This window comes from Streptomyces sp. NPDC001508, from assembly GCF_040298665.1.
In the GTDB taxonomy this organism is placed as follows: Bacteria; Actinomycetota; Actinomycetes; order Streptomycetales; family Streptomycetaceae; genus Streptomyces.
Map to the genome: position 1 here is coordinate 102,291 of NZ_JBEPAP010000023.1, position 22,385 is coordinate 124,675.

At 68.2% G+C, this 22,385-nt stretch carries 31 protein-coding genes and 1 pseudogene; all 32 read left to right on the forward strand.

The window, feature by feature from the left end:
• The first annotated feature begins 112 nt into the window (after window positions 1–112).
• A complete protein-coding gene (locus tag ABT245_RS21785; RefSeq protein WP_351735959.1) occupies window positions 113–4,744 on the forward strand; it encodes a DUF6531 domain-containing protein in 4,632 nt (1,543 codons plus the stop codon).
• Window positions 4,745–5,731 carry an SUKH-3 domain-containing protein gene (locus ABT245_RS21790; RefSeq protein ID WP_351735961.1) on the forward strand — a complete coding sequence of 329 codons (987 nt, stop codon included), beginning with the start codon at window positions 4,745–4,747 and terminating at the stop codon, window positions 5,729–5,731.
• 166 nt (window positions 5,732–5,897) lie between these two features.
• Window positions 5,898–6,506 carry a hypothetical protein gene (locus tag ABT245_RS21795; protein WP_351735963.1) on the forward strand — a complete coding sequence of 203 codons (609 nt, stop codon included), beginning with the start codon at window positions 5,898–5,900 and terminating at the stop codon, window positions 6,504–6,506.
• A gap of 877 nt (window positions 6,507–7,383) precedes the next feature.
• Entirely contained in the window at window positions 7,384–7,692 is a 309-nt protein-coding gene (gene rpsJ / locus ABT245_RS21800) for a 30S ribosomal protein S10 (RefSeq protein WP_003948644.1), read from the forward strand.
• A gap of 18 nt (window positions 7,693–7,710) precedes the next feature.
• Window positions 7,711–8,355, forward strand: coding sequence for a 50S ribosomal protein L3 (gene rplC, locus ABT245_RS21805; protein ID WP_351735965.1), 645 nt, complete (start codon window positions 7,711–7,713; stop codon window positions 8,353–8,355).
• An 8-nt stretch (window positions 8,356–8,363) separates the two neighbouring features.
• Complete coding sequence (gene rplD, locus ABT245_RS21810; protein ID WP_351735967.1) at window positions 8,364–9,023, forward strand: 50S ribosomal protein L4; 660 nt, start codon at window positions 8,364–8,366, stop codon at window positions 9,021–9,023.
• Window positions 9,023–9,442 carry a 50S ribosomal protein L23 gene (gene rplW, locus ABT245_RS21815; protein WP_351735969.1) on the forward strand — a complete coding sequence of 140 codons (420 nt, stop codon included), beginning with the start codon at window positions 9,023–9,025 and terminating at the stop codon, window positions 9,440–9,442. The genes rplD and rplW overlap by 1 nt, the downstream gene beginning before the upstream one ends.
• Window positions 9,443–9,494: 52 nt before the next feature.
• Complete coding sequence (gene rplB / locus ABT245_RS21820) at window positions 9,495–10,331, forward strand: 50S ribosomal protein L2 (protein WP_351735971.1); 837 nt, start codon at window positions 9,495–9,497, stop codon at window positions 10,329–10,331.
• A gap of 12 nt (window positions 10,332–10,343) precedes the next feature.
• On the forward strand, window positions 10,344–10,625 hold the full coding sequence (gene rpsS / locus ABT245_RS21825; RefSeq protein WP_003974263.1) for a 30S ribosomal protein S19: 282 nt from the start codon (window positions 10,344–10,346) through the stop codon (window positions 10,623–10,625).
• Window positions 10,626–10,669: 44 nt separating this feature from the next.
• Window positions 10,670–11,017, forward strand: coding sequence for a 50S ribosomal protein L22 (gene rplV / locus ABT245_RS21830; protein ID WP_037680403.1), 348 nt, complete (start codon window positions 10,670–10,672; stop codon window positions 11,015–11,017).
• Entirely contained in the window at window positions 11,017–11,847 is an 831-nt protein-coding gene (gene rpsC, locus ABT245_RS21835; RefSeq protein WP_351735974.1) for a 30S ribosomal protein S3, read from the forward strand. The genes rplV and rpsC overlap by 1 nt, the downstream gene beginning before the upstream one ends.
• A 5-nt stretch (window positions 11,848–11,852) precedes the next feature.
• The gene (gene rplP / locus ABT245_RS21840; RefSeq protein WP_009327094.1) at window positions 11,853–12,272 is read left to right on the forward strand and encodes a 50S ribosomal protein L16; all 420 of its coding nucleotides are present in this window, start codon (window positions 11,853–11,855) and stop codon (window positions 12,270–12,272) included.
• A complete protein-coding gene (gene rpmC / locus ABT245_RS21845; RefSeq protein ID WP_121894850.1) occupies window positions 12,272–12,496 on the forward strand; it encodes a 50S ribosomal protein L29 in 225 nt (74 codons plus the stop codon). The genes rplP and rpmC overlap by 1 nt, the downstream gene beginning before the upstream one ends.
• Complete coding sequence (gene rpsQ / locus ABT245_RS21850; RefSeq protein ID WP_351735976.1) at window positions 12,496–12,801, forward strand: 30S ribosomal protein S17; 306 nt, start codon at window positions 12,496–12,498, stop codon at window positions 12,799–12,801. The genes rpmC and rpsQ overlap by 1 nt, the downstream gene beginning before the upstream one ends.
• 108 nt (window positions 12,802–12,909) lie before the next feature.
• Window positions 12,910–13,278 (forward strand): 50S ribosomal protein L14, encoded by a 369-nt coding sequence (gene rplN, locus ABT245_RS21855; protein WP_003998823.1) that lies wholly within the window; start codon window positions 12,910–12,912, stop codon window positions 13,276–13,278.
• Between the two features lie 2 nt (window positions 13,279–13,280).
• Complete coding sequence (gene rplX, locus ABT245_RS21860) at window positions 13,281–13,604, forward strand: 50S ribosomal protein L24 (RefSeq protein ID WP_030671805.1); 324 nt, start codon at window positions 13,281–13,283, stop codon at window positions 13,602–13,604.
• A complete protein-coding gene (gene rplE, locus ABT245_RS21865) occupies window positions 13,604–14,161 on the forward strand; it encodes a 50S ribosomal protein L5 (protein ID WP_351735978.1) in 558 nt (185 codons plus the stop codon). The genes rplX and rplE overlap by 1 nt, the downstream gene beginning before the upstream one ends.
• A 5-nt stretch (window positions 14,162–14,166) precedes the next feature.
• Window positions 14,167–14,352, forward strand: a complete 186-nt coding sequence (locus tag ABT245_RS21870) for a type Z 30S ribosomal protein S14 (RefSeq protein ID WP_003956452.1) — start codon at window positions 14,167–14,169, stop codon at window positions 14,350–14,352.
• A 267-nt stretch (window positions 14,353–14,619) separates the two neighbouring features.
• Window positions 14,620–15,018: a 30S ribosomal protein S8 gene (rpsH, locus tag ABT245_RS21875; RefSeq protein ID WP_351735980.1), complete on the forward strand. Its 399-nt coding sequence runs from the start codon at window positions 14,620–14,622 to the stop codon at window positions 15,016–15,018.
• Window positions 15,019–15,042: 24 nt separating this feature from the next.
• Window positions 15,043–15,582: a 50S ribosomal protein L6 gene (rplF, locus tag ABT245_RS21880; protein ID WP_351735982.1), complete on the forward strand. Its 540-nt coding sequence runs from the start codon at window positions 15,043–15,045 to the stop codon at window positions 15,580–15,582.
• A gap of 3 nt (window positions 15,583–15,585) precedes the next feature.
• Window positions 15,586–15,969, forward strand: coding sequence for a 50S ribosomal protein L18 (rplR, locus tag ABT245_RS21885; RefSeq protein ID WP_351735984.1), 384 nt, complete (start codon window positions 15,586–15,588; stop codon window positions 15,967–15,969).
• A gap of 36 nt (window positions 15,970–16,005) precedes the next feature.
• Entirely contained in the window at window positions 16,006–16,611 is a 606-nt protein-coding gene (gene rpsE / locus ABT245_RS21890; RefSeq protein ID WP_019753099.1) for a 30S ribosomal protein S5, read from the forward strand.
• Window positions 16,611–16,793 carry a 50S ribosomal protein L30 gene (gene rpmD, locus ABT245_RS21895; protein ID WP_003998814.1) on the forward strand — a complete coding sequence of 61 codons (183 nt, stop codon included), beginning with the start codon at window positions 16,611–16,613 and terminating at the stop codon, window positions 16,791–16,793. The genes rpsE and rpmD overlap by 1 nt, the downstream gene beginning before the upstream one ends.
• A gap of 2 nt (window positions 16,794–16,795) precedes the next feature.
• On the forward strand, window positions 16,796–17,251 hold the full coding sequence (rplO, locus tag ABT245_RS21900; protein ID WP_351735986.1) for a 50S ribosomal protein L15: 456 nt from the start codon (window positions 16,796–16,798) through the stop codon (window positions 17,249–17,251).
• Between the two features lie 234 nt (window positions 17,252–17,485).
• Complete coding sequence (secY, locus tag ABT245_RS21905; protein WP_351735988.1) at window positions 17,486–18,799, forward strand: preprotein translocase subunit SecY; 1,314 nt, start codon at window positions 17,486–17,488, stop codon at window positions 18,797–18,799.
• Entirely contained in the window at window positions 18,799–19,461 is a 663-nt protein-coding gene (locus ABT245_RS21910) for an adenylate kinase (RefSeq protein WP_351735990.1), read from the forward strand. Before secY ends, ABT245_RS21910 begins: the two co-directional genes overlap by 1 nt.
• Window positions 19,462–19,586: 125 nt before the next feature.
• Window positions 19,587–20,423, forward strand: coding sequence for a type I methionyl aminopeptidase (gene map, locus ABT245_RS21915; protein ID WP_351735992.1), 837 nt, complete (start codon window positions 19,587–19,589; stop codon window positions 20,421–20,423).
• Between the two features lie 151 nt (window positions 20,424–20,574).
• Window positions 20,575–20,796: a translation initiation factor IF-1 gene (gene infA, locus ABT245_RS21920; RefSeq protein WP_003948620.1), complete on the forward strand. Its 222-nt coding sequence runs from the start codon at window positions 20,575–20,577 to the stop codon at window positions 20,794–20,796.
• A 60-nt stretch (window positions 20,797–20,856) separates the two neighbouring features.
• Window positions 20,857–20,970 (forward strand): 50S ribosomal protein L36, encoded by a 114-nt coding sequence (rpmJ, locus tag ABT245_RS21925; RefSeq protein ID WP_003998809.1) that lies wholly within the window; start codon window positions 20,857–20,859, stop codon window positions 20,968–20,970.
• Window positions 20,971–21,156: 186 nt separating this feature from the next.
• Window positions 21,157–21,537, forward strand: a complete 381-nt coding sequence (gene rpsM, locus ABT245_RS21930; RefSeq protein WP_351735994.1) for a 30S ribosomal protein S13 — start codon at window positions 21,157–21,159, stop codon at window positions 21,535–21,537.
• A gap of 65 nt (window positions 21,538–21,602) precedes the next feature.
• Entirely contained in the window at window positions 21,603–22,007 is a 405-nt protein-coding gene (gene rpsK, locus ABT245_RS21935) for a 30S ribosomal protein S11 (RefSeq protein WP_003956432.1), read from the forward strand.
• A 258-nt stretch (window positions 22,008–22,265) separates the two neighbouring features.
• A pseudogene (locus ABT245_RS21940) lies at window positions 22,266–22,385 on the forward strand (DNA-directed RNA polymerase subunit alpha); the annotation flags it as partial.

A 22,385-nucleotide genomic window follows, 5' to 3' on the forward strand; every position in this document is an offset into this window, starting at 1 on the left:
CGAGCCGGCAGGCGTCGGTCCCCGCGCGCTCGGCTTCTCTCGTACATCCGTTGCCGGTAAGTTCGCGTGTGCACAGGGCTGTTGGGGCTGCGCATGTGACGGGGGTTGCGGGATGGTGGGGCATCGGCCTGCGGACTGGCATCCGCTGGATCTTGACAAGGACCCGACACCGGGGGATCCGCAGCGGGTGCGTTCCCTGGCGAAGCAGCTCCACGATTTCGCGGACGATGTCTCCGATGCGCTGCGTCTGGTCAAGGGGATGGCGGGCGAGGAGACGCTGCTGGAGTGGGCGGGCAAATCGGCCGAGGCCTTCAAGGAGCAGTTCGGGGACGTCCCGAAGGACTTGAAGAAGCTGACGAAGTCATACGCGTTGTGCGGTGACGCGCTCGCGGGTTTCTGGCCGAAGCTGGAGCGTGCGCAGGCGTTGGCGGACCGGGCGCTGGCCAGGGCGAAGGAGGCGCAGTCCGATCTGTCCTCGGCCAAGTCCCGTCTGGCGTCGGCCGATTCGTGGGTGACCCGGGCCGGCAAGGAGGCGGACAAGTACAAGGACGACCCGACCGGCCGCAGGAGTGACGGGGACGAGCCGGACGAGGCGAAGGTCCGTGCCGCGGCCCGGGATGTGCACAACGCCAAGTCCGCGCATGCCACGGCCCAGTCGGATGTCACCACCGCGCAGGACGCGCTTGACGCGGCGAAGAAGATGGCCGCGGATGCTCGGGCGATGCGGGACGAGGCGGCGCGTGAGGCGAAGTCGAGGATCGATGAGGCGTCGGACGCGGGGATCCAGAACCGGTCGTGGTGGGAGGACATCGGCCACTGGTTCGAGAACAACTGGGACACGATCGTCGCGGTCTGCAAGGTGGTCGTCGCGGTCGTCGGCATCGTCGCGATGATCATCGGTGGGCCGATCCTGGGCGCGATCGTCCTGATCGCGGCCCTCGTCGTCCTCGCGGACACGCTCTACAAGTACTCACAGGGCAGGGCGTCCCTGTGGGACGTGGCCTTCGCGGCCCTGGACTGCATACCCGGCGGCAAGGCCATCACCACCCTCGGCGGCCTCGCCCGGGGGATGAAGGGCCTGGGCAAGATGGGCCTGAAGGGCATGGCCAAGGGGCTCGGGAAAGGACTGCGTCGGGAGGCGGACGACGCCGTCGCCAAGAGCAAGCCCGGCAAGGGGCGATGCCTGAACGGCGACCCCATCGACATGGTTTCCGGCGAGATGCTGATGGCGGAGACCGACGTCGACCTGCCGGGCCTGCTCCCGCTGGTCCTGCGCCGCACCCACCTGTCGACCTACTGGGCGGGCCGCTCCTTCGGCCCCTCCTGGGCCTCCACGCTCGACGAGCGGCTGGAACTGGACGACCAGGGCGCCGTGTACGCCACCGAGGACGGCATGATCCTCTTCTACCCCGTGCCCCGGCCCGGCACCTCGGTCCTACCCGCCGAGGGGCCCCGCCGGCCACTGGACTGGGACGGCGCCCCCGGCGCCCCGCTGCGCGTCACCGACCCGCTCACCGGCGTCACCCGCCACTTCGCGCCGCCCCGGCGTCCCGCGAGGGCCGACGAGCCGTTCACCCTCCTCCTCGTTGCCATGACGGATCGCAACGGCTACCGGATCGACTTCGAGCGCGCTGCCGACGGCACCCCCGTCGCCGTGCGCGACTCGGGCGGCCGGTACCTCCACGTGGACACCGACGGCGGGCGCGTCACCGGGCTGCGGCTGCGCGATCCGGAGAACGGCCCACAGGGCACGCTCCTCAGACGCTTCGGCTACAGCCCCGAAGGCGACCTCACCGAGGTCTTCGACTCCAGCGGTCTGCCCCTGAGCCTCACCTACGACGAGCGCGGGCGCATCACCTCGTGGACCGACCGCATCGGCTGCTGGTACCGCTTCACCTACGACGAGCAGGACCGCTGCGTCCGGGGTCAAGGGGCCGACGGCCGGCTGTCCTGCACCATCGCCTACGACACCGAGCGCCGGGAGACCCGCTACACCGACGCGCTCGGCAACACCACGACGTACCGGCACAACGAGCTGTACCAGCTCGTCGCCGTGACCGACCCGCTCGACCACACCACGTACTCCGAGTGGGACCGCCACGACCGGCTGCTGTCCCGTACGGACCCGAACGGCCACACCAGCCGCTACGAGTATGACGAGCACGGGGCGCCGACCTCCGTCCTCCGGGCCGACGGCAGCCGGGAGTCGGCCCGGAACAACGCGTTCGGGGATCCGGTCTCCGTGACCCAGGCCGACGGCCATGTCTGGCACCTGGAGTACGACGAGCGCGGCAACCTGATCAGCGAGACGGACCCCGCGGGGGCCCGCACCCGGTACGTGTACAACGCCGTCGGCGCCGTCACGGCCGTGACCGACGCCATGGGCCGGACGGCCGTCGTGGAGCCGGACGCCGCGGGTCTGGTGATCGCCGCCCGCGACGCCGAGGGCATGACGACACGGTACGAGCGGGACGCGTTCGGCCGGATCGTCACCCGGACGGGGCCCGACGGGGCGGTGACGCGTTTCGAGTGGACCCCCGAAGGCAGGCTCAGCCGAACCGTCCTGCCCGACGGTGCCATTGAGCGGCACGTCTACGACGCCGAGGGCAATCGGGTCGAGCACACCGACGCCCTCGGTCAGGTGACGCGGTTCGAGTACGTCGGATTCGACCTGCTGGCGGCCCGCGTCGATCCCGACGGCTCCCGGCTGGAGTTCACCTACGACGGGGAACTGCGCCTCGCCTCGGTGTCCAACCAACTGGGCCACGCCTGGGACTACTTCTACGACGAGGCCGGCCGCCTGGTCCGCGAGCAGGACTTCAGCGGCCGTACGCAGCGCTACCGCTTCGACGCGGCCGGCCGGCTCCTCGGGCAGACGAACGGGGCGGGCGAATCCGTCGACTACGTCCGCGACGCGCTCGGCAAGATCATCGAGCAGGACACCCCGGAGGGCAGGACCTCCTACACGTACGACCCGGTCGGCAACCTCCGCCGGGTGGTGAGCGGGCGGACCGAGCTGATCTACGAGCGGGACCCCCGGGGCCGGATCCTCGCCGAGACCTGCAACGGCGCGACCGTGCGGTCCGCCTACGACATCCTCGGCCGACGCGTCCGCCGGGTGACACCGTCGAACTCCCAGAGCGTGTGGGAGTACGACGGCCGCGACAAGCCGGTGCTCCTGAGGACCGCGGACCGATGTGTCACGTTCGCCTACGACGAGGCCGGCCAGGAGACCGAGCGCCGGATGGGCGGCCTCGTGCTCAGCCAGACCTGGGACGCGCGCGGCAGGCTCGACTCGCAGGTTCTGACCGCGGAGGGCGAACCGGGCGCGGCGGCCTCTCCGCGGCGTCTTCAGCACCGCGCCTACCGGTACCGAGCCGACGGGGCCGTCTCGGCGATCAGCGACCTGCTGAACGGCGACCGTGTCCTCGATGTCGACGCCACTGGACGGGTCACCGGAGTGCGGGCGGAGTCCTGGACGGAACGCTACGCGTACGACGCGGCGGGCAACGTCACGCAGGGCGACTGGCAGCGCAACGCCCCCGGAGGTTCCGGCGGTGCCCTCGGCTCCGGTCGGTCCGGCGAAGCGGCCCCCGGGCACCGGTCGAGGAACATCCGCTACGAGCACGACCGGCAGGGCCGGGTGGTGCTGCGGGTCAGAAAGCGCCTGTCGCGCAAGCCCGAGGTGTGGCGGTACACCTGGGACAGCCAGGACCGCCTCGTCGGCGTGACCACCCCTGACGGCGCCAAGTGGGCCTACTTCTATGACCCGTTCGGGCGACGTATCGCAAAGCAGCGCTTCGCCGCGGACGGGGAGACCGTGGTGGAGGAGGTGATCTTCGCCTGGGACGGGTTCGTGCCCGCCGAGCAGGTGCGGCGAACGGCGGGCGAGGCGCCGGAGTGCACGGTGTGGAACTGGGAGCCGGACCGCTTCAGCCCGGTCACCCAGACGGAGCGGACCCAGACGTCAGAACCGTCCCAGGAGTGGGTGGACGAGCGCTTCTACTCCCTTGTCACCGACCTCGTCGGAACACCGACCGAAATGGTCGATGAGGCGGGGGAGTTGGCCTGGCGCTCCCGGACCACGGTGTGGGGTGCGCCCCTCAACGACGACGCCCCCGGCCGGGCACGGTGCCCGTTACGTTTCCCGGGTCAGTACCACGACCAGGAGACCGCGCTCCACTACAACTACCAGCGGCACTACGACCCGGAGACCGGGCAGTACGTCTCCGTGGACCCGCTGGGCCTCGCGCCCGGGCCCAACCCGCGTGCGTACGTGGCCAATCCCTACACGGCCGTCGACCCCTTCGGGCTGGCGCCCTCCTGCGAGGACGCGGCACGCGCCGCCGCCCGGCGACGGGCGGACGTGGAACAGCAGCGCCCGGGGGCCAGCAAGAAGACCAGGCCGACCAGCACGGCTGGGCTGTCCGTGCCGGGGCACGGCACACCCTTCGAAGGCGCGAGCATCAAGGGCGGGGCCAGCCACAATCTGCACCCCGACGTCCAGGCTGCCTATGATCGGGTCCCGCAGGCCATCAAGGACAGCGTGGGCGGAGCGCACTCGAAGTGCGGTGAGGCGGAGGCGCTGTCGGACGCCATGAAGGCGGGGGTGGATCCCCGAGGCGGGACGATGGCGGCCGTGAACGTTCGCGCGGAAGGCAACCCCGCGCACGGCACCCCGAAGGCGCCGTGCGCTTCCTGTCAGCATGTTCTTGATCAACTGGGTGTTCGGGCGGTGTTGTGAATGAGTCATGGCCAGGTGGGGCGTTGGTCCCCGCAGACCGACGAGGTGCTGCGGCGCGCGGGATGGCGGCCGGGTCGTGCCGTGCCGACGGAGACCTGGGAGGCGGTCCTGCTGGAGCGCGGCGGGTTCGTGGCGCATGAGGCCGCGCGCCGGTTCCTCGCCGAGTTCGGTGGGCTGGTGACCTACGGCTGGCCGGTCGACCCGGTCGTGACCGGCTCGGCCGTCCGGTTCGACCCGCTCCCCGACGCGTGGGAGGCCGAGGCGTTCGCGTCGATGAGCCGGGAGGCGGGGACGGCCCTGTATCCCGTGGGCCGGGCGGACGGGGGCGGCAGCCGCCTCGGGATCGCCGAGGACGGCGCGCTCCATCTCGCGACCGAGCGCGTGGAACGGCTGGGCGGGACGGCCGACGAGGCGCTGGACCGGCTGATCGCGGCACAGGGCGCCCGGACCGCGCCGCGGCGGCCGGACGACACCTGGGCCGCCGACCGGTTCCGACACCGGCTGGACGCCGCGGACGCCGACGAGACCGCGAAAGGCGACGAGACCGCCGGGGAGCGGTGGTCCGCGCGGACCGACCGGGTGCTGCGGGCCGGCGGCTGGTTCCCGGGCCGCTCGATTCCCACCGCGACCTGGGAGACCGTGCTCCTGGAGACGGGCGAGTACGAGATCCACGACGCCGCGCAGCGGTTCCTCGCTGAGTTCGGATACGTCGGCGTCCCCTTCCCCGCGCCGGGGGAGACGCCGCCGGGCCCGGAGTTCCTGCTGGACCCGCTGGCGGCGATGTGGGACGCGGAGATCATCGACGACCTCGCCGAGCAGGCGGGCGCCGACCTGTACCCCGTCGGCACGATGGACCGCCGCAACCAGTACCTCGCGGTGGCGGAGGACGGTTCGCTCTACGCCGGGATGGACTCCGTCCGACTCCTGGGCCACACCACGGAGGAGGCGCTCGCGAAACTCACGGGGCAGGCGGGGCCAGGGGTATGACGGGACATCGGCTATGGCGTCAGGGTGGGACCGGGAGAACGGCGAGGGGCTGCTGGGGCTCGATGACCCCGAGGAGTGGGAGGCCGCCTTCGAGCGCGGTCGGCCGTCAGGCCGAAGGTGAACTCGCGACCGGGGTGCCGGGGCCCGGTGCGCTCTGGACGGCGCCATGACGGCTGACCGCGCCCGTGGCCCCCTCGCGGTGTACCGGCTGATGCCGAGCCTGGGGGAGTTCAGGACCCTGTCCCTGGAGGAGTACGCCCACCGGAGACTGATCCGGTGGCTGCGCACCGGTGCCGCCGAGGGCCTGCCGGAGTCGTTCACGGCCGAATGGGTGGGGAATCCGCGCCTGCGGCCGACCGAGTTCCCCTGCGGCTACCCGGGTGCTCCGGTGTTCAGCCGCCGGATCGCCGAACCGGTGGCGGAAGACCTCGCAGCGGCCGGCAGGTACCTCCCCGTCCACCCCGAAGACTCCGGCCCGGGGGGCGAAGCGCCCTATCTCCTCCATCTCGTGGAGAAGGTCGTCGACTGCGTCGACCCGCGCAGGTTGTCTAAGCCGAAGAGGGGAACGGGGCAGATGAAGCAGACCGTCTTCCTCCCCGAGGCCCTGCCGACCGGGTTGCCCTGTTTTCGCGTGCCCGAATTCCCCGGAGGCGCCCACTGGAACGCCTGGGCGGTGGACCGCCTCAAGGACATGCTCGGCGCCGATCTGGAGGCCCGCCTGATCTGGTCCGAAGACCTCACGCTCACTCCCCATCCCAACCCCCGGGGATTCTGAACCCCGGCCACGCCGACACCCCCCGGCCCTCTTCCCGTCAGGCGGTGTGTGTGGCCGCGGCGGGCCGGCCGATGGCCCCGGCGGTCCGTGCCGGCGGTCATCTGTGACCCACGGGCGGCCGGGGACCGTCGATGAGGGGCTGGAGCGGCCGCGTCGGGGCAGGTGCCGGGCGGGCCATTCAGGCCGGATGTGCCTACGGGCATCCGCCCGTTCGGGCAGCGGTTCGACGCGGGGAAGCCGGGGGGGCGCCGGGCGGCGGACTGTGAGGGACGCCCGGGCGGCCTACACGGTCCGCGTGTGGCATTCGCCAGCTGCGGGCGGGCGGCTGGTTTCCGGGCCGGTCGATCCCCATGAGAACACCCACGACGCCATGAGACGGCTCCTCGCGGAGTTCGGCTGTGGCGGCGTGCCCCGTTCTCTGACCGCTCGCGATGGCCGGCCGTCGTGACCGGTGTGCGGGGCCCGCGCGGCAGGCCCTGGGTTTGACTCATGTCACCCCCGGGGTACCCTCTCCGGCTCGATTGGCCAGGCCCCTGCACCCTATGGCAGACTGTCCGAGTTGCTCGGCCGAGTGTTGATGCTGCGCGCCTCCCGCCGGGAGGACCGGAAGCGAGTCCCACAGTACTCGTCAACCCCGTGTGGGTTGGACGTACGGGAATCTTCCGGGAAGTGTCGGCGCGGCACCGGCCAGGCACCCGGTGGGCCTTCCGTCCCCGGTCTGCGGTTCCGGAAGGGCCGTGCGCATTCCCCGCAGGGATGTTCGAACAAGGGGCATCTGTGTCAGCGGGAGCGCGACACGCCCGACCGCGTGGGTCGGAGAAGGCGAAGGGAACACCGGGTTCCAGAGCGTGAGAAGAGACAGGACTACTGAGTAGCCATGGCGGGACAGAAGATCCGCATTCGGCTCAAGGCCTACGACCACGAGGTCATCGACTCCTCGGCGAAGAAGATCGTCGAGACGGTGACCCGCACGGGTGCGTCGGTCGCGGGCCCGGTGCCGCTGCCCACTGAGAAGAACGTGTACTGCGTCATCAAGTCGCCGCACAAGTACAAGGACTCGCGCGAGCACTTCGAGATGCGCACGCACAAGCGCCTGATCGACATCCTCGACCCGACCCCCAAGACCGTTGACTCTCTGATGCGACTCGACCTCCCGGCCGGTGTCGACATCGAGATCAAGCTCTGAGGCGCGGTGATCTGAGAGATGACCAAGCAGATCAAGGGCATCCTGGGCGAGAAGCTCGGCATGACGCAGGTGTGGGACGAGAACAACCGTGTTGTTCCGGTCACCGTCGTCAAGGCCGGCCCGAACGTCGTCACCCAGGTTCGTACGAATGACGCCGACGGCTACGAGTCCGTCCAGATCGCCTTCGGCGAGATCGACCCGCGCAAGGTGAACAAGCCCCTCAAGGGTCACTTCGCCAAGGCCGACGTCACCCCGCGTCGTCACCTCGTCGAGATCCGCACGTCGGACGCCTCCGAGTACACGCTGGGCCAGGAAGTCACCGCCGAGGTGTTCGAGGCGGGCGTCAAGGTCGACGTCACCGGCAAGAGCAAGGGCAAGGGCTTCGCCGGTGTCATGAAGCGCCACAACTTCCGTGGCCTCGGCGCCGGGCACGGTACCCAGCGCAAGCACCGCTCCCCCGGCTCCATCGGCGGCTGCGCCACCCCGGGCCGTGTGTTCAAGGGCCTGCGCATGGCGGGCCGCATGGGCAACGAGCGGGTCACCACCCAGAACCTGACCGTCCACGCCGTTGACGCGGAGAAGGGTCTGCTGCTCATCAAGGGCGCGGTTCCCGGTCCGAACGGCGGCCTCGTCCTGGTCCGCACCGCGGCCAAGGGGGCCTGAGGTAACCGATGAGCACTGTTGAGATCCTTTCGCCGGCGGGCGAGAAGGCCGGTTCCGTCGAGCTCCCCGCGGAGATCTTCGGCGTGGAGAAGGTCAGCATTCCGCTGATCCACCAGGTCGTCGTCGCGCAGCTGGCCGCCGCCCGCCAGGGCACGCACAAGACCAAGACCCGCGGTGAAGTCCGTGGTGGCGGCAGGAAGCCGTACCGCCAGAAGGGCACCGGCCGCGCCCGCCAGGGCTCGACCCGCGCGCCGCAGTTCGCCGGCGGTGGCGTCGTGCACGGCCCGCAGCCGCGCGACTACTCGCAGCGGACCCCGAAGAAGATGAAGGCCGCGGCCCTGCGCCACGCCCTCACCGACCGGGCCCGCCACAACCGCATCCACGTCGTCTCCGGCGTGGTCGAGGGCGAGACCCCCAGCACGAAGGCCGCCAAGAGCCTGTTCGGCAAGATCAGCGAGCGCAAGAACCTGCTCCTGGTCGTCGACCGCGCCGACGAGGCCGCGTGGCTGTCCGCCCGCAACCTGCCCCAGGTCCACATCCTGGAGCCGGGCCAGCTGAACACGTACGACGTTCTCGTCTCGGACGACGTGGTCTTCACCCAGGCCGCTTTCGAGTCCTTCGTCGCCGGCCCGAACAAGGCCAACGACACCGAAGGGAGCGAGGCCTGATGGCTACGCGTCACCCCTCCATCGCCTCGAAGGCCGCCAAGGCCGCCAAGGCCGCGCGCGTCGCCAAGGCGAAGCGCCACGCCACCGAGGGCAAGAACACCGTCGTCACCCCGGCGAGCAAGGCCTACACGGACCCCCGTGACGTCCTGCTCAAGCCGGTCGTGTCCGAGAAGAGCTACGCGCTCCTCGACGAGAACAAGTACACGTTCGTCGTCGACCCGCGTGCGAACAAGACCCAGATCAAGGAGGCCGTCCAGGCGGTCTTCTCGGTCAAGGTCACCGGGGTCAACACGATCAACCGCCAGGGCAAGCGCAAGCGGACCCGCACCGGCTTCGGCCAGCGTGCCGCGACCAAGCGCGCGATCGTGACCCTCGCCGAGGGCGACCGTATCGACATCTTCGGCGGTCCGACCGCCTGACGGCGGTCCGGAACGTCCAGATTTCGGAATAGCTTCCGAGGACTGAGAGACAATGGGTATCCGCAAGTACAAGCCGACGACTCCTGGCCGTCGTGGCGCCAGCGTCGCCGACTTCGTCGAGGTCACGCGGTCCACGCCGGAGAAGTCGCTGGTCCGTCCCCTGCACAGCAAGGGCGGCCGTAACAATTCCGGTCGTGTGACCGTCCGCCACCAGGGTGGCGGCCACAAGCGCGCCTTCCGCGTGATCGACTTCCGTCGTCACGACAAGGACGGCGTGCCGGCGAAGGTCGCGCACATCGAGTACGACCCCAACCGCACCGCGCGCATCGCGCTGCTGCACTACGCGGACGGCGAGAAGCGCTACATCCTCGCGCCGCGTGGCCTGTCGCAGGGCGACCGCGTCGAGAACGGTCCCGGGGCCGACATCAAGCCGGGCAACAACCTCGCCCTGCGCAACATCCCGGTCGGTACCACGCTGCACGCCATCGAGCTGCGTCCGGGCGGCGGCGCCAAGTTCGCCCGCTCGGCCGGTGCCTCCGTGCAGCTGCTCGCGAAGGAGGGCTCCATGGCCCACCTGCGCATGCCGTCCGGTGAGATCCGCCTGGTCGACCAGCGCTGCCGCGCCACGGTCGGCGAGGTCGGCAACGCCGAGCAGAGCAACATCAACTGGGGCAAGGCCGGCCGTAAGCGGTGGCTGGGCGTCCGCCCGACCGTCCGTGGTGTGGTCATGAACCCGGTCGACCACCCGCACGGTGGTGGTGAGGGCCGGACCTCCGGTGGTCGTCACCCCGTGTCCCCGTGGGGCAAGAAGGAAGGCCGTACTCGTTCGCCCAAGAAGGCGTCGAACAAGTACATCGTCCGCCGCCGCAAGACGAACAAGAAGCGCTAAGGACGGGTTGAGATGCCTCGTAGCCTGAAGAAGGGGCCCTTCGTCGACGACCACCTGATCAAGAAGGTGGACACGCAGAACGAAGCCGGCACCAAGAACGTCATCAAGACCTGGTCCCGCCGCTCGATGATCGTCCCGGCCATGCTCGGCCACACGATCGCGGTGCACAACGGCAAGACCCACATCCCGGTGTTCGTCACCGAGTCGATGGTCGGCCACAAGCTCGGCGAGTTCTCGCCGACCCGCACCTTCCGGGGCCACGTCAAGGACGACCGCAAGTCGAAGCGCCGCTAGGCGCGGATCGCATCAGACAAGTAAGTAACTCTGAAGGGACAACCATGGAAGCCAGGGCCCAGGCGCGGTACATCCGCGTCACGCCCATGAAGGCCCGCCGTGTGGTGGACCTCATCCGTGGCTTGGACGCCACGGAGGCCCAGGCTGTTCTGCGATTCGCTCCGCAGGCAGCCTCGGTTCCGGTGGGCAAGGTGCTCGACAGCGCCATCGCCAACGCCGCGCACAACTACGACCACACCGACGCCGACAGCCTCTTCATCTCCGAGGCGTACGTCGACGAGGGCCCGACCCTGAAGCGGTTCCGTCCGCGTGCCCAGGGCCGTGCCTACCGGATCCGCAAGCGGACCAGCCACATCACCGTGGTCGTCAGCAGCAAGGAAGGAACCCGGTAATGGGCCAGAAGGTAAACCCGCACGGGTTCCGGCTCGGTGTCACCACCGACTTCAAGTCGCGCTGGTACGCCGACAAGCTCTACAAGGACTACGTCAAGGAAGACGTCGCCATCCGTCGGATGATGACGTCCGGCATGGAGCGCGCCGGCATCTCCAAGGTGGAGATCGAGCGCACCCGTGACCGCGTCCGCGTCGACATCCACACCGCGCGTCCGGGCATCGTCATCGGCCGCCGCGGTGCCGAGGCCGACCGTATCCGCGGTGACCTGGAGAAGCTGACCGGCAAGCAGGTCCAGCTGAACATCCTTGAGGTCAAGAACCCGGAGACGGACGCTCAGCTGGTGGCCCAGGCCGTCGCCGAGCAGCTGTCCTCCCGCGTCTCCTTCCGCCGCGCCATGCGCAAGAGCATGCAGTCGGCGATGAAGGCGGGCGCCAAGGGCATCAAGATCCAGTGCGGTGGCCGCCTCGGCGGCGCCGAGATGTCCCGCTCGGAGTTCTACCGCGAGGGCCGGGTGCCCCTGCACACGCTCCGGGCGAACGTGGACTACGGCTTCTTCGAGGCCAAGACGACCTTCGGCCGCATCGGCGTGAAGGTCTGGATCTACAAGGGCGACGTCAAGAACATCGCCGAGGTCCGCGCCGAGAACGCCGCCGCCCGTGCGGGCAACCGCCCGGCGCGTGGCGGTGCCGACCGCCCGGCCCGTGGTGGCCGCGGTGGCGAGCGGCGCGGTCGTAAGCCGCAGCAGGCTGCCGGCGCCGAGGCTCCCAAGGCGGAGTCCTCGGCTGCCCCCGCGGCCGCTCCGGCTGAGAGCACCGGAACGGAGGCCTGACCGACATGCTGATCCCCCGTAGGGTCAAGCACCGCAAGCAGCACCACCCGAAGCGCAGCGGCGCTGCCAAGGGCGGCACGCAGGTTGCGTTCGGCGAGTACGGCATCCAGGCGCTGACCCCGGCATACGTCACGAACCGCCAGATCGAGGCGGCTCGTATCGCCATGACCCGTCACATCAAGCGTGGCGGCAAGGTCTGGATCAACATCTACCCGGACCGTCCGCTGACGAAGAAGCCGGCCGAGACCCGCATGGGTTCCGGTAAGGGTTCTCCGGAGTGGTGGATCGCCAACGTCAAGCCCGGACGCGTGATGTTCGAGCTGTCGTACCCCAACGAGAAGATCGCCCGTGAGGCGCTGACCCGTGCGGCCCACAAGCTGCCGATGAAGTGCCGGATCGTCAAGCGCGAGGCAGGTGAAGCGTGATGTCGGCCGGTACCAAGGCGTCCGAGCTGCGCGAGCTGGGCAACGAGGAGCTGCTGGACAAGCTCCGCGAGGCCAAGGAAGAGCTGTTCAACCTCCGCTTCCAGGCGGCGACGGGGCAGCTTGAGAACCATGGCCGTCTCAAGGCGGTCCGCAAGGACATCGCGCGGATCTACACCCTGATGCGCGAGCGTGAGCTGGGCATCGAAACGGTGGAGAGCGCCTGATGAGCGAGAACAACGTGACTGAGACTGCAACCAACAGCGGCTCCGCCGCGGGCGAGCGCCACGCGCGCAAGACCCGTGAGGGTCTGGTCGTCAGCGACAAGATGGACAAGACCGTCGTCGTCGCCGTCGAGGACCGTGTGAAGCACGCGCTGTACGGCAAGGTCATCCGCCGTACCAACAAGCTCAAGGCGCACGACGAGCAGAACGCTGCCGGCATCGGCGACCGCGTCCTCCTGATGGAGACCCGGAAGCTGTCCGCCACCAAGCACTGGCGCATCGTCGAGATCCTCGAAAAGGCCAAGTAGTAATTCCTGCGGGGCAGTTGCCTCGCAGGTCAGTTCCGCCAGGCTCGGCGAGAAGCGTGCGTCATGCGCGCTTCTCGCCGGGAACCGGCAGACACACAGGAGATAGACGTGATCCAGCAGGAGTCGCGGCTGCGCGTCGCCGACAACACGGGCGCGAAGGAAATCCTTTGCATCCGTGTGCTCGGTGGCTCCGGTCGCCGCTACGCGGGCATCGGTGACGTCATCGTCGCCACCGTCAAGGACGCGATCCCCGGTGGCAACGTGAAGAAGGGTGACGTCGTCAAGGCGGTCATCGTTCGCACCGTCAAGGAGCGTCGCCGTCCGGACGGCTCGTACATCCGCTTCGACGAGAACGCCGCCGTCATTCTCAAGAACGACGGCGACCCTCGCGGCACCCGCATCTTCGGCCCGGTCGGCCGTGAGCTGCGCGAGAAGAAGTTCATGAAGATCATCTCGCTCGCGCCGGAGGTGCTGTAAGCATGAAGATCAAGAAGGGCGACCTGGTTCAGGTCATCACCGGCAAGGACAAGGGCAAGCAGGGCAAGGTCATCGCCGCCTACCCGCGCGAGGACCGCGTCCTGGTCGAGGGTGTCAACCGGGTCAAGAAGCACACCAAGGCCGGTCCGACGGCGCGCGGTTCCCAGGCCGGCGGCATCGTGACCACCGAGGCGCCGATCCATGTCTCCAACGTCCAGCTGGTCGTGGAGAAGGACGGCAACAAGGTCGTCACGCGTGTCGGCTACCGCTTCGACGACGAGGGCAACAAGATCCGCGTTGCCAAGCGGACGGGTGAGGACATCTGATGGCTACCACCACCATTCCGCGTCTGAAGACGAAGTACCGCGACGAGATCGCCCCGAAGCTGCGTGACGAGTTCAAGTACGAGAACGTCATGCAGATCCCGGGCCTCGTCAAGATCGTGGTCAACATGGGTGTGGGCGACGCCGCCCGCGACTCCAAGCTGATCGAGGGAGCCATCCGCGACCTCACCACGATCACCGGTCAGAAGCCGGCCGTCACCAAGGCCCGTAAGTCCATCGCGCAGTTCAAGCTGCGCGAGGGCCAGCCGATCGGCGCCCATGTCACGCTCCGTGGCGACCGCATGTGGGAGTTCCTGGACCGCACCCTGTCGCTCGCGCTGCCGCGCATCCGCGACTTCCGCGGTCTGTCCCCCAAGCAGTTCGACGGCCGTGGCAACTACACCTTCGGTCTCACGGAGCAGGTCATGTTCCACGAGATCGACCAGGACAAGATCGACCGCGTCCGGGGTATGGACATCACCGTGGTCACCACGGCGACCAACGACGCTGAGGGCCGTGCGCTCCTTCGTCACCTCGGCTTCCCGTTCAAGGAGGCGTGAGCGAGATGGCGAAGAAGGCTCTGATTGCCAAGGCTGCTCGCAAGCCCAAGTTCGGTGTGCGCGCGTACACCCGCTGCCAGCGCTGCGGCCGTCCGCACTCCGTCTACCGCAAGTTCGGCCTGTGCCGTGTGTGCCTTCGTGAGATGGCTCACCGCGGCGAGCTGCCGGGCGTGACCAAGAGCTCCTGGTAATCCCGCCCACCCGTCGCCCGACCACCGCCCCTCAAGGGTGGCCTGTCCGGGCCGACAGGTCGGATTGGGATTCCTGGACCTCTCGGTAAGCAACTGGGTCGGCGAAGGCCCGCCCCCTCATGGCTTAGGCTTGGGGGGTTGGGCCCTCGCCGCCCTGGATCACTTACTACGCCGTAGGTCCCCGCGCCGCACCCGTCCCGTCTCGTAGTACGGGGAGAGGGATGGCGCATATAGGAAACCCCGGTGAGAAAGGCCACAGGCCAATTCATGACCATGACTGATCCGATCGCAGACATGCTGACGCGTCTGCGGAACGCGAACTCGGCGTACCACGACTCCGTGGGGATGCCGCACTCGAAGATCAAGTCGCACATCGCGGAGATCCTCCAGCAGGAGGGCTTCATCACGGGCTGGAAGGTCGAGGACGCCGAGGTCGGCAAGTCCCTCGTCCTGGAGCTGAAGTTCGGCCCCAACCGTGAGCGCTCCATCGCGGGCATCAAGCGGATCTCCAAGCCCGGTCTCCGGGTGTACGCGAAGTCCACCAACCTGCCGAAGGTGCTCGGCGGCCTGGGCGTGGCGATCATCTCCACGTCGCACGGGCTCCTCACCGACAAGCAGGCCGGCAAGAAGGGCGTGGGTGGGGAAGTCCTCGCCTACGTCTGGTAGCAGAAGGGAACGGAGGAAACAGCTATGTCGCGCATCGGCAAGCTCCCCATCGCGGTTCCCGCCGGCGTGGACGTCACCATCGACGGCCGTACGGTCTCGGTCAAGGGCCCCAAGGGCTCGCTGACCCACACCGTCGCGGCGCCGATCGAGGTCGCCAAGGGCGAGGACGGCACCTTGCAGGTGACCCGCCCGAACGACGAGCGTCAGAACAAGGCCCTGCACGGCCTGTCCCGCACGCTGGTGGCGAACATGATCACCGGCGTGACCCAGGGTTACGTGAAGAAGCTCGAAATCAGCGGTGTCGGTTACCGCGTGGCCGCCAAGGGCTCGAACCTGGAGTTCGCCCTCGGTTACAGCCACCCGATCCTGGTCGAGGCCCCCGAGGGCATCACCTTCAAGGTGGAGGCCCCGACCCGTTTCTCGGTCGAGGGCATCGACAAGCAGAAGGTCGGCGAGGTCGCGGCCAACATCCGCAAGCTGCGCAAGCCGGACCCGTACAAGGCCAAGGGCGTCAAGTACGAGGGCGAAGTCATCCGCCGCAAGGTCGGAAAGGCGGGTAAGTAAGCCATGGCATACGGGCAGAAGATCCTCAAGGGCGACGCCTACAAGCGCGCCGCGATCAAGCGCCGTCACATCCGGATCCGCAAGCGGATCTCGGGCACGGCGGAGCGCCCCCGTCTGGTTGTGACCCGCTCCAACCGTCACATCGTGGCGCAGGTGATCGACGACCTCAAGGGCCACACCCTGGCGTCGGCGTCCACCCTGGACGCGTCGATCCGTGGCGTCGAGGGCGACAAGTCCGCGCAGGCCAAGCAGGTCGGCGCGCTCGTCGCCGAGCGTGCCAGGGCCGCCGGTGTCGACGCCGTCGTGTTCGACCGTGGTGGCAACCAGTACGCCGGGCGCATCGCCGCCCTGGCGGACGCCGCCCGCGAAGCCGGGCTCAAGTTCTGAGCCGCTTGTAGCTAGCGGAAAGAGAGAGGTAATCCAATGGCTGGACCCCAGCGCCGCGGAAGCGGTGCCGGTGGCGGCGAGCGGCGGGACCGGAAGGGCCGTGACGGCGGCGCTGCTGCCGCCGAGAAGACCGCGTACGTCGAGCGCGTCGTCGCGATCAACCGCGTCGCCAAGGTTGTGAAGGGTGGTCGTCGCTTCAGCTTCACCGCGCTGGTCGTGGTGGGCGACGGTGACGGCACCGTGGGTGTCGGATACGGCAAGGCCAAGGAGGTGCCGGCCGCCATCGCCAAGGGTGTCGAGGAGGCCAAGAAGCACTTCTTCAAGGTCCCCCGGATCCAGGGCACCATCCCGCACCCCATCCAGGGTGAGAAGGCCGCCGGTGTTGTGCTCCTCAAGCCGGCCTCGCCGGGTACCGGTGTGATCGCCGGTGGTCCCGTGCGCGCCGTCCTGGAGTGCGCCGGCATCCACGACGTGCTGTCGAAGTCGCTCGGCTCCGACAACGCGATCAACATCGTGCACGCGACCGTGGAGGCCCTGAAGGGCCTGCAGCGTCCCGAGGAGATCGCGGCCCGCCGCGGTCTGCCCCTGGAGGACGTGGCCCCCGCGGCCCTGCTGCGTGCGCGTGCCGGGGCGGGTGCGTGATGGCTCAGCTGAAGATCACGCAGGTCAAGTCCTACATCGGCAGCAAGCAGAACCACCGTGACACCCTGCGGTCGCTTGGTCTCAAGGGGATCAACACCGTGGTCGTCAAGGAGGACCGTCCCGAGTTCCGCGGCATGGTGCACACCGTCCGCCACCTCGTGACGGTCGAGGAGGTCGACTGATCATGGCGGAGCAGAACCCGCTCAAGATCCACAACCTCCGTCCCGCCCCGGGCGCCAAGACCGCCAAGACCCGCGTCGGTCGTGGTGAGGCGTCGAAGGGTAAGACGGCCGGTCGTGGTACGAAGGGCACCAAGGCCCGCTACCAGGTTCCGGAGCGCTTCGAGGGCGGCCAGATGCCGCTGCACATGCGCCTCCCGAAGCTGAAGGGCTTCAAGAACCCGTTCAAGACCGAGTACCAGGTCGTGAACCTCGACAAGCTGGCCGCGCTCTACCCCGAGGGTGGCGAGGTCACGGTCGAGGACCTGGTGGCCAAGGGCGCCGTTCGCAAGAACAGCCTGGTCAAGGTGCTCGGGCAGGGTGAGATCTCCGTGGCGCTGCAGGTGACGGTCGACGCCGTCTCCGGCTCCGCCAAGGAGAAGATCACCGCCGCCGGCGGCACCGTCACCGAGCTCGTCTGACCGACACGGACGTCTCGATGGCCTGAACGATCCCGACCGGGGATGCTCCACAAAAGGGGTATCCCCGGTCGGTCGTTCCAAGGGAGGCGGTGTCGCCGGTAAGGTTGCCTGCACTGCCCACTTTCACTGGGTGCTTCACATGGGGCACTCTGATCGGCAGTTGGCCGTTACGTATTCGTCGAACCTCAAGACCGTCACCCTTGACGCAGTTGCGCGGGGGTCGCAGGAGGCACCGTGCTCACCGCGTTCGCCCGGGCGTTCAAGACGCCCGACCTGCGCAAGAAGCTGCTCTTCACGCTGGGCATCATCGTGGTCTATCGGGTCGGTACCCACATCCCGATCCCCGGCGTCAACTACCAAGCCGTCCAGCAGTGCGTGAACGAGGCATCCGGCAACCAGGGCCTCTTCGGTCTCGTCAACATGTTCAGCGGCGGCGCGCTGCTGCAGATCACCGTCTTCGCCCTCGGCATCATGCCGTACATCACGGCGAGCATCATCCTTCAGCTGCTGACCGTGGTCATCCCGCGCCTGGAAGCCCTCAAGAAGGAGGGCCAGGCCGGTACGGCGAAGATCACCCAGTACACCCGTTATCTGACGGTGGCGCTCGCCATCCTGCAAGGCACCGGCCTGGTGGCCACCGCCCGCAGCGGCGCCCTCTTCTCGGGCTGCACCGTCGCGTCGAGCATCGTCCCCGACCAGGCGATCTTCACCACCATCACGATGGTCATCTGCATGACCGCGGGTACGGCCGTCGTCATGTGGCTGGGCGAGCTGGTCACCGACCGCGGCATCGGCAACGGCATGTCGATCCTGATGTTCATCTCGATCGCCGCGACCTTCCCGTCCGCGCTGTGGGCGATCAAGAAGCAGGGCACCCTCGCCGGCGGCTGGATCGAGTTCGGCACCGTCATCGCGGTCGGCCTGATCATGGTCGCGCTCGTCGTCTTCGTCGAGCAGGCCCAGCGCCGCATCCCCGTGCAGTACGCGAAGCGCATGATCGGCCGTCGCTCCTATGGCGGTACGTCCACGTACATTCCGCTGAAGGTCAACCAGGCGGGTGTGATCCCCGTCATCTTCGCGTCCTCGCTGCTCTACATCCCGGCCCTGATCGCCCAGTTCGCCGGCGGCAACTCCGGCTGGAAGCAGTGGGTCACCGCGAACCTGACCAAGGGCGACCACCCGATCTACATCACCCTCTACTTCTTGCTCATCGTTTTCTTCGCGTTCTTCTACGTGGCGATCTCCTTCAACCCCGAAGAAGTCGCCGACAACATGAAGAAGTATGGTGGCTTCATCCCGGGCATCCGGGCTGGCCGACCGACCGCTGAGTACCTGTCGTACGTACTCAACCGGATCACCTGGCCGGGTTCGCTGTATCTGGGACTGATCGCTCTCGTACCGACGATGGCGTTGGTTGGCTTCGGGGCAAGCCAGAACTTCCCCTTCGGTGGCACCAGCATCCTGATCATCGTGGGTGTGGGTCTCGAAACGGTGAAGCAGATCGAGAGCCAGCTCCAGCAGCGCAATTACGAAGGGTTCCTCCGCTGATGCGAATTGTCCTCGTCGGGCCGCCGGGTGCTGGTAAGGGAACACAGGCCGTGCGTCTTTCCGAAGAACTGCGCATCCCGCACATCTCCACGGGCGACCTGTTCCGGGCCAACATCAGCCAGCAGACGGAGCTGGGGAAACTCGCGAAGTCCTATATGGACGCCGGCAACCTCGTCCCCGACGAGGTCACCATCGCGATGGCCAAGGACCGCATGGAACAGCAGGACGCCGAGAACGGCTTCCTGCTGGACGGCTTCCCGCGGAACGTCTCGCAGGCCGAGGCGCTGGACGAACTGCTGGACAACGAGAACGTCACGCTGGACGCGGTACTCGACCTCGAAGTCCCCGAGGACGAGGTGGTCAAGCGGATCGCCGGCCGGCGTACCTGCCGCAACAAGTCGGAGCATGTCTTCCACGTCACCTACAGCCCGCCGAAGAAGGAAGGCGTCTGCGACGTCTGCGGCGGCGAGCTGTACCAGCGTGACGACGACTCGGAGGGCACCGTCCGCAAGCGGCTGGAGGTCTACCACACGCAGACCGAGCCGATCATCGACTACTACAAGGCGCAGGGCCTGGTCGTGACGATCTCCGCCCTCGGCCCGGTGGACGAGATCACCCACCGGGCGCTGGAAGCGCTCAAGCGGGACGAGGACGCCAAGTAGCCCCTCGGGCCGTTCCCGGCCGCGGTGCCCTCCCCCGGACCTGCTCCGGGGGAATACCCAGGGCGCCGCGGCCGTAGTGTTGTGCAGTGACCGTTTGTCGCGAGTGACGGAGAGCGCAGGACCCCATGGTGCAGATCAAGACCCCCGAGCAGATCGCCAGGATGCGTGCGGCGGGACTGGTCGTCGCCGCGATCCACGCGGCCACCCGGGAGGCCGCCGTGCCCGGCGCCAGCACCAAGGACCTGGACGAGGTGGCGCGCAAGGTGCTCGCCGAGCACAACGCCACGCCGAACTTCCTCGGCTACGGCGGCTTCCCGGCCACCATCTGCACCTCGGTCAACGAGGTCGTCGTCCACGGCATCCCCTCGGACGAGGTCGTCCTCAAGGACGGCGACATCATCTCCATCGACTGCGGCGCGATCGTGGACGGCTGGCACGGTGACGCCGCCTACACGGCCTTCGTGGGCTCCGGCCACGCCCCGGAGCTGGTCGAGCTGTCCCGGGTGACCGAGGAGTCGATGTGGGCCGGGATCGCGGCGATGCGGCAGGGCAACCGGCTCGTCGACGTCTCCCGGGCCATCGAGACCTACATCCGCCGCCAGCCCAAGCCCGGCGGCGGCCGTTACGGGATCATCGAGGACTACGGCGGCCATGGCATCGGCACCGAGATGCACATGGACCCGCACCTGCTGAACTACGTCGACCGCAAGCGCGGCAAGGGCCCCAAGCTGGTCCCCGGCTTCTGCCTGGCCATCGAGCCGATGGTCTCCCTCGGCACCGCGAAGACCGAGGTGCTCCAGGACAACTGGACGGTCATCACCACCGACGGCACCTGGTCCTCCCACTGGGAGCACTCCGTCGCGCTGACCGAGCAGGGGCCGCTGGTCCTGACCGCCCCGGACGGCGGCCGGGCCAAGCTGGCGGAGCACGGCATCACGGCCGCCCCCGACCCGCTCGCTTAAGGATCTCCCGTGCGGGGCAGACTTCCCCGATTCGTCTTTCCGGGGGCGCTGACGTAGACTGACTCGTCGGCTCTCGTGCCTCCGCATGTCCGCATGTGCCCGCAAGGGACGCGAGGGAGTCGATCAAGGTAGTCGATTCGAAGGGCGAAGCGTGGCCAAGAAGCAAGGTGCCATCGAGATCGAGGGCACTGTCGTCGAGTCTCTTCCGAACGCCATGTTCAAGGTCGAGCTCCAGAACGGCCACCAGGTCCTGGCACACATCAGCGGCAAGATGCGTATGCATTACATCCGCATCCTCCCTGACGACCGGGTCGTGGTGGAGCTGTCTCCGTACGACCTGACGCGTGGCCGGATCGTCTACCGATACAAGTAGATCTTGCCCGCGCCCCGGCTCGCCGGGGTGATGGCACTGACCCGGAGAACCTCACATCCCATGAAGGTCAAGCCGAGCGTCAAGAAGATCTGCGACAAGTGCAGGGTGATCCGCCGTCACGGCCGGGTCATGGTCATCTGCGAGAACCCGCGCCACAAGCAGCGCCAGGGCTGACACAGGACCGTACCTCTGCATCACGCAGGACTTCGCGCGACGCAAGCTGAATTGTTCATACGCAGGGCCCGGAACCGTTCGGTTCCGATACCCCCGGCTCGGAGGCCGGGGACCCAGTTCGTACCTGGTACGGCGGCTGGGATCCGGTCCTGTGGAAGACCTCCGACAAGTAACTGGAGCCATTGAATGGCACGCGTTTCCGGTGTTGACATCCCGCGCGAAAAGCGCGTGGAGGTCGCCCTCACCTACGTGTTCGGCATCGGCCGGACCCTCGCGCAGGAGACGCTGGCAGCGACCGGCGTCGACCCGAACACCCGCGTTCGCGATCTGACCGAGGAGCAGCTGGTCGCGATCCGCGAGTACGTCGACAACAACATCAAGACCGAGGGTGACCTCCGTCGTGAGATCCAGGCCGACATCCGCCGCAAGGTGGAGATCGGCTGCTACCAGGGTCTCCGTCACCGTCGCGGTCTGCCCGTCCGCGGTCAGCGCACCAGCACCAACGCCCGCACCCGCAAGGGCCCGCGTCGCGCCATCGCCGGCAAGAAGAAGCCGGGCAAGAAGTAGTCCGCAGCGGACACCTGTCCACGGTCTTCGCTGTAGGACCGACCACCTCCCGTAGGAGTTAGAGGATGCCCCCCAAGGGACGTCAGGGCGCTGCCAAGAAGGTGCGCCGCAAGGAAAAGAAGAACGTCGCTCACGGCCACGCGCACATCAAGAGCACGTTCAACAACACGATCGTTTCGATCACGGACCCGTCCGGCAATGTGATCTCCTGGGCCTCCGCCGGCCACGTCGGCTTCAAGGGCTCCCGGAAGTCCACGCCGTTCGCCGCGCAGATGGCCGCCGAGTCGGCCGCCCGCCGCGCCCAGGAGCACGGCATGCGCAAGGTGGACGTGTTCGTGAAGGGCCCGGGTTCCGGTCGTGAGACCGCGATCCGCTCCCTGCAGGCCACGGGCCTTGAGGTCGGCTCCATCCAGGACGTCACGCCGACCCCGCACAACGGCTGCCGTCCGCCGAAGCGTCGCCGCGTCTGAATCTGTCGCGGCGGCTTTCCCGCGCGAGCGGGGGTGACCCGCGCCGCCGCGGCTGACGCCAGCGCTTCAAGGGTTTGCTGTGCCTCCGGGCTTTTGTGCCGGGGGTGTGGGGGTCGTCCCCCCACAGGTAACAGCCGGGCGGTACGGCTCCATGCGGTCGTACCGCCCGTACCCTTGCAGTACCCGCACTGTTCACGGGTGCGGTTTCCGTCGGACGTCAAATAGCGGGCGTCCACGAAAGAAGGATCTGATCCACACATGCTGATCGCTCAGCGTCCCTCGTTGACCGAAGAGGTCGTCGACGAGTTCCGTTCCCGGTTCGTGATCGAACCGCTGGAGCCGGGCTTCGGCTACACCCTCGGCAACTCGCTCCGTCGC

Excerpts from the sequence above, each read along its gene's own strand:
- ABT245_RS21785 (WP_351735959.1), top strand. The coding sequence starts at position 113 with ATGGTGGGGCATCGGCCTGCGGACTGGCATCCGCTGGATCTTGACAAG.
- ABT245_RS21790 (WP_351735961.1), top strand. The coding sequence starts at position 4,745 with ATGAGTCATGGCCAGGTGGGGCGTTGGTCCCCGCAGACCGACGAGGTG.
- ABT245_RS21795 (WP_351735963.1), top strand. The coding sequence starts at position 5,898 with ATGACGGCTGACCGCGCCCGTGGCCCCCTCGCGGTGTACCGGCTGATG.
- rpsJ (WP_003948644.1), top strand. The coding sequence starts at position 7,384 with ATGGCGGGACAGAAGATCCGCATTCGGCTCAAGGCCTACGACCACGAG.
- rplC (WP_351735965.1), top strand. The coding sequence starts at position 7,711 with ATGACCAAGCAGATCAAGGGCATCCTGGGCGAGAAGCTCGGCATGACG.
- rplD (WP_351735967.1), top strand. The coding sequence starts at position 8,364 with ATGAGCACTGTTGAGATCCTTTCGCCGGCGGGCGAGAAGGCCGGTTCC.
- rplW (WP_351735969.1), top strand. The coding sequence starts at position 9,023 with ATGGCTACGCGTCACCCCTCCATCGCCTCGAAGGCCGCCAAGGCCGCC.
- rplB (WP_351735971.1), top strand. The coding sequence starts at position 9,495 with ATGGGTATCCGCAAGTACAAGCCGACGACTCCTGGCCGTCGTGGCGCC.
- rpsS (WP_003974263.1), top strand. The coding sequence starts at position 10,344 with ATGCCTCGTAGCCTGAAGAAGGGGCCCTTCGTCGACGACCACCTGATC.
- rplV (WP_037680403.1), top strand. The coding sequence starts at position 10,670 with ATGGAAGCCAGGGCCCAGGCGCGGTACATCCGCGTCACGCCCATGAAG.
- rpsC (WP_351735974.1), top strand. The coding sequence starts at position 11,017 with ATGGGCCAGAAGGTAAACCCGCACGGGTTCCGGCTCGGTGTCACCACC.
- rplP (WP_009327094.1), top strand. The coding sequence starts at position 11,853 with ATGCTGATCCCCCGTAGGGTCAAGCACCGCAAGCAGCACCACCCGAAG.
- rpmC (WP_121894850.1), top strand. The coding sequence starts at position 12,272 with ATGTCGGCCGGTACCAAGGCGTCCGAGCTGCGCGAGCTGGGCAACGAG.
- rpsQ (WP_351735976.1), top strand. The coding sequence starts at position 12,496 with ATGAGCGAGAACAACGTGACTGAGACTGCAACCAACAGCGGCTCCGCC.
- rplX (WP_030671805.1), top strand. The coding sequence starts at position 13,281 with ATGAAGATCAAGAAGGGCGACCTGGTTCAGGTCATCACCGGCAAGGAC.
- rplE (WP_351735978.1), top strand. The coding sequence starts at position 13,604 with ATGGCTACCACCACCATTCCGCGTCTGAAGACGAAGTACCGCGACGAG.
- ABT245_RS21870 (WP_003956452.1), top strand. The coding sequence starts at position 14,167 with ATGGCGAAGAAGGCTCTGATTGCCAAGGCTGCTCGCAAGCCCAAGTTC.
- rpsH (WP_351735980.1), top strand. The coding sequence starts at position 14,620 with ATGACCATGACTGATCCGATCGCAGACATGCTGACGCGTCTGCGGAAC.
- rplF (WP_351735982.1), top strand. The coding sequence starts at position 15,043 with ATGTCGCGCATCGGCAAGCTCCCCATCGCGGTTCCCGCCGGCGTGGAC.
- rplR (WP_351735984.1), top strand. The coding sequence starts at position 15,586 with ATGGCATACGGGCAGAAGATCCTCAAGGGCGACGCCTACAAGCGCGCC.
- rpsE (WP_019753099.1), top strand. The coding sequence starts at position 16,006 with ATGGCTGGACCCCAGCGCCGCGGAAGCGGTGCCGGTGGCGGCGAGCGG.
- rpmD (WP_003998814.1), top strand. The coding sequence starts at position 16,611 with ATGGCTCAGCTGAAGATCACGCAGGTCAAGTCCTACATCGGCAGCAAG.
- rplO (WP_351735986.1), top strand. The coding sequence starts at position 16,796 with ATGGCGGAGCAGAACCCGCTCAAGATCCACAACCTCCGTCCCGCCCCG.
- ABT245_RS21910 (WP_351735990.1), top strand. The coding sequence starts at position 18,799 with ATGCGAATTGTCCTCGTCGGGCCGCCGGGTGCTGGTAAGGGAACACAG.
- map (WP_351735992.1), top strand. The coding sequence starts at position 19,587 with ATGGTGCAGATCAAGACCCCCGAGCAGATCGCCAGGATGCGTGCGGCG.
- rpmJ (WP_003998809.1), top strand. The coding sequence starts at position 20,857 with ATGAAGGTCAAGCCGAGCGTCAAGAAGATCTGCGACAAGTGCAGGGTG.
- rpsM (WP_351735994.1), top strand. The coding sequence starts at position 21,157 with ATGGCACGCGTTTCCGGTGTTGACATCCCGCGCGAAAAGCGCGTGGAG.
- rpsK (WP_003956432.1), top strand. The coding sequence starts at position 21,603 with ATGCCCCCCAAGGGACGTCAGGGCGCTGCCAAGAAGGTGCGCCGCAAG.